This is a genomic window from Escherichia sp. HH41S, from assembly GCF_009820115.1.
Taxonomy (GTDB): Bacteria; Pseudomonadota; Gammaproteobacteria; order Enterobacterales; family Enterobacteriaceae; genus Escherichia; species Escherichia coli_F.
In genome coordinates this window covers 1-453 of the sequence record NZ_VNXE01000023.1, presented here as the reverse complement: position 1 = coordinate 453, position 453 = coordinate 1, and the positions used below count along the sequence as shown (strand labels likewise).

Genomic DNA, 453 nt, shown 5'->3' with positions numbered 1-453 from the left:
ATACGCCAGCGCACCGGTCGCCACCGCCAGCGAGGTGGCCCCCACCATCGGCAGGGTGATCGCACCGGCAAGCCCCCTGAACATGGGGATCATCCCGCCGAAGGAGTCCTTAACCTGACCACCCTGTTGCAGCAGGATCAGCCACGGACTTTGCCCGCCTGCAAGCTGCGTGGCCACGTCGGTGAACTGTGCAGGCAGCATACGCATGGCGGCTTTATACTGCCCGACGGAAATCCCCGCTTTCTGTGCAGCCAGCGCCTGTCGGCTCAGCGACTGTTCAACGACTGCCGCTGTTTTTTTCGCATCAGTTTCCGTACCGGAAAAATGACGCCTGACTCTGGCCATCTGCTCGTCAAATCTGGCCGCATCCAGACTTAAATCAACGACCAGATCGCCTACCGGTTCAGCCATACCGGACTCCTCCTGCGATCCCTTCTGATACTGTCATCAGCA

The 453-nt window shown here is 59.8% G+C and carries 1 protein-coding gene; it reads right to left on the bottom strand.

What is annotated here, in order from left to right:
* Positions 1–411: phage tail length tape measure family protein (locus tag FQZ95_RS26930; RefSeq protein ID WP_160530013.1), on the bottom strand; the 411-nt coding region annotated here is incomplete at its 3' end.
* Positions 412–453: the final 42 nt, after the last annotated feature.